The 3,108-nt window shown below is 63.3% G+C and carries 1 protein-coding gene; it reads right to left on the bottom strand.

Annotation, left to right across the window (positions count from 1 at the left end; genetic code table 11):
- Positions 1 to 45: 45 nt before the first annotated feature.
- Entirely contained in the window at positions 46 to 2,778 is a 2,733-nt protein-coding gene (secA, locus tag EOA78_RS35250; protein WP_127320304.1) for a preprotein translocase subunit SecA, read from the bottom strand.
- Between the last annotated feature and the right edge of the window lie 330 nt (positions 2,779 to 3,108).

Here is a 3,108-nt window from a genome sequence, read left to right as displayed (position 1 = left end):
CCTGCCGGCACCTTCTCCCCGTATAGTGACGGGGAGAAGAGAAGCTTACGCAAACGCGCCGTGGCAATGCTTGTACTTCTTGCCCGAACCACACGGGCAGGCTTCGTTGCGGCCGACCTTGCCCCAGGTCGCGGGGTTTTTCGGGTCGCGGTTTTCGGGGGCGACGATGGCATTCGTTTCCTGGCGGACCAGAAGCCCGGTCTCGCCACCGTTAAAATCGTCCTCGCCGGTGGTGCCGTCGAGATGGCTGCCGAACATGTCAGGCGCCTCGGGCGGCGGCGCTTCGGCGGCTTGGCGGACCAGCTCGACGCGCATCAATTGCGCGGTGACCGCCTGGCGCAGATTGCCGAGCATCGCCTGGAACAGCTCGAACGCCTCGCCCTTGTATTCCTGCAGCGGGTCGCGCTGGGCATAGCCGCGGAAGCCGACGACCGAGCGCAGATGATCGAGGTTGACGATGTGCTCGCGCCACAGGTGATCGAGCGTCTGCAGCACCACCGAGCGCTCGACATAGGTCATCACGTCGGGGCCGAAGCGCTCGGCACGTTCTTTCGCGGCAGTCTCGGCGGCCTGGGTGATGCGTTCGCGGATATCGTCCTCGGCAATGCCCTCTTCCTTGACCCAGTCCTCGACGGGCAGGTCGAGGTTGAGAAATTCGGCGACCTCGGCCTTGAGGCCAGCGACGTTCCACTGCTCGGCATAGGCATTCTCGGGAATGTTCTTGGCGACGATCTCCTCGATGACGCCCTCGCGCATCTCGGCGATGGTCTCGGACAGGCCTTCACCGTCCATCAGCTCGAGGCGCTGCTCGAACACCACCTTACGCTGGTCGTTCGAGACGTCGTCATATTTCAGCAGGTTCTTGCGAATGTCGAAGTTGCGCGCCTCGACCTTCTTCTGCGCCTTTTCCAGCGCCTTGTTGATCCAGGGGTGGATGATCGCCTCGTCTTCCTTGAGGCCAAGCTTCTGCAGCATGCCGTCCATGCGCTCTGAACCGAAGATGCGCATCAGATCGTCCTGCAGCGACAGGAAGAATTTTGAGCGGCCGGGATCGCCCTGCCGGCCCGAGCGGCCGCGCAACTGGTTGTCGATGCGGCGCGACTCGTGGCGTTCGGTGGCGAGCACGTAGAGGCCGCCGGCGGCGAGCGCCTTTTCCTTCAGCCGGGCGACGTCGTCGCGGATTGCCTTTTCCCTGGCTTCGCGCTCGGGGCCGGCCGGCATATCGCCAAGCTCCTCGGCGATGCGCATGTCGGCATTGCCGCCGAGCTGGATGTCGGTGCCGCGGCCGGCCATGTTGGTGGCAATGGTGATGGCGCCGGGTTTTCCCGCCTGGGCGACGATCGCCGCCTCACGCTCGTGGTGGCGGGCGTTCAGCACCTCGAATTCCTTAAAACCTTCCTTGCGCAGACGCGCGGCCAGCTGCTCGGATTTCTCGATCGAGGTCGTGCCGACCAGCGTCGGCTGGCCTTTTTCGCGCGCTTCCTTGATCTCCTTGACGATCGCCTTGTACTTCTCCTCGACCGTCCGGTAGACCTCGTCGTCCTCGTCGACACGGACCACCGGCAGATTGGTCGGGATCTCGGTGACTTCGAGGCCGTAGATATTGCCGAACTCCTCGGCCTCGGTCAGCGCCGTGCCGGTCATGCCGGCGAGCTTCTTGTAGAGGCGGAAATAGTTCTGGAAGGTCACGGAGGCGAGCGTCTGGTTCTCCGGCTGGATCGCCACATGCTCCTTGGCTTCGAGCGCCTGGTGCAGGCCTTCCGAATAGCGGCGGCCCGGCATCATGCGGCCGGTGAATTCGTCGATGATGACGATCTCGCCGTTGCGAACGATGTAGTCCTTGTCCTTCTGGAACAGCTGGTGCGCCTTCAGGGCGTTGTTGACGTGGTGGACGATGGCGACGTTCTCGACGTCGTAGAGCGACTCGCCCTTGAGCAGGCCGGCGTCGCGCAGAAGGTTTTCCAGCTTCTCGGTGCCCTCCTCGGTGAAGATCGAGGTCTTCTGCTTCTCATCAATCTCGTAGTCGGCCGGCTGGAGCTTCAGCATGAAGGCATCGATGGTGTTGTACATTTCCGAACGGTCCTCGAGCGGACCGGAAATGATCAGCGGCGTGCGCGCCTCGTCGACCAGGATGGAGTCGACCTCGTCGACTATCGCGTAGCTGTGGCCGCGCTGCACCATCTGGGCGCGCTCGAATTTCATGTTGTCGCGCAGGTAGTCGAAGCCGAGCTCGTTGTTGGTGGCGTAGGTGACGTCGGCGGCGTAGGCGGCGGCGCGTTGCTCGTCCGACAGGCCATGGACGATGACGCCGACGGTAAGGCCGAGGAATTTGTAGACGCGGCCCATCCATTCGGAGTCGCGCGTGGCAAGATAGTCGTTGACAGTGACGACATGGACGCCCTTGCCGGCGAGCGCGTTGAGATAGACCGGCAGCGTGGCGACCAGCGTCTTGCCTTCGCCGGTGCGCATCTCGGCGATGCCGCCATTATGCAGCACCATGCCGCCGATCAGCTGGACGTCGAACGGGCGCATGCCGAGCACGCGGCGCGCCGCCTCGCGCACGGTGGCGAAGGCCGGCACCAGGAGATCATCGAGGGTGGCGCCGTTGGCGACGTCCTGGCGGAATTTTTCCGTGCGGGCCGTCAGCTCGGCGTCGGAGAGCGCCCGCATCTCGTTTTCCATGGCGTTGATCGCTTCGACGCGCGGGCGGGTCGACTTGATCCGACGATCGTTGGAGGAGCCGAAAACCTTACGGGCGAGACCGCCAAAACTGACCATTCAATGGTCCTTTCGATAGCATTCCAAGTCGTTGCGACGGGTGCCGACGGCCCCATCAAATCCACGTGAAACGCGGACAAACGCAAAAAGCGCCCGGAAAACGGTTCTGGACGCAAAGTCGTTGGACAGATAAGAGGGGGCTCAATCGATGTCAACGGCGCGCTCGCCCTGTCGACCGTGCCAAATTCCGCCACAATCCGGCTGGTCTGGAAGCCATCCCGCTCTAGCTATCCCCATTGGAGTTAATCGTATGTCCTTATTGTTCCGCCGCGCGTCGCTCGCCAGCCTCGGCCTGGCATTCGGGCTGTCGGCTCTGGCGCTGTCGCCGCT

The organism is Mesorhizobium sp. M5C.F.Cr.IN.023.01.1.1, assembly GCF_003997585.1.
Lineage (GTDB): Bacteria > Pseudomonadota > Alphaproteobacteria > Rhizobiales > Rhizobiaceae > Mesorhizobium > Mesorhizobium wenxiniae.
This window is presented reverse-complemented; position numbering and strand designations above follow the sequence as displayed.

Bases quoted from the DNA above. Each gene is read 5' to 3' on its own strand.
- secA (WP_127320304.1), bottom strand. From the start codon at position 2,778: ATGGTCAGTTTTGGCGGTCTCGCCCGTAAGGTTTTCGGCTCCTCCAAC.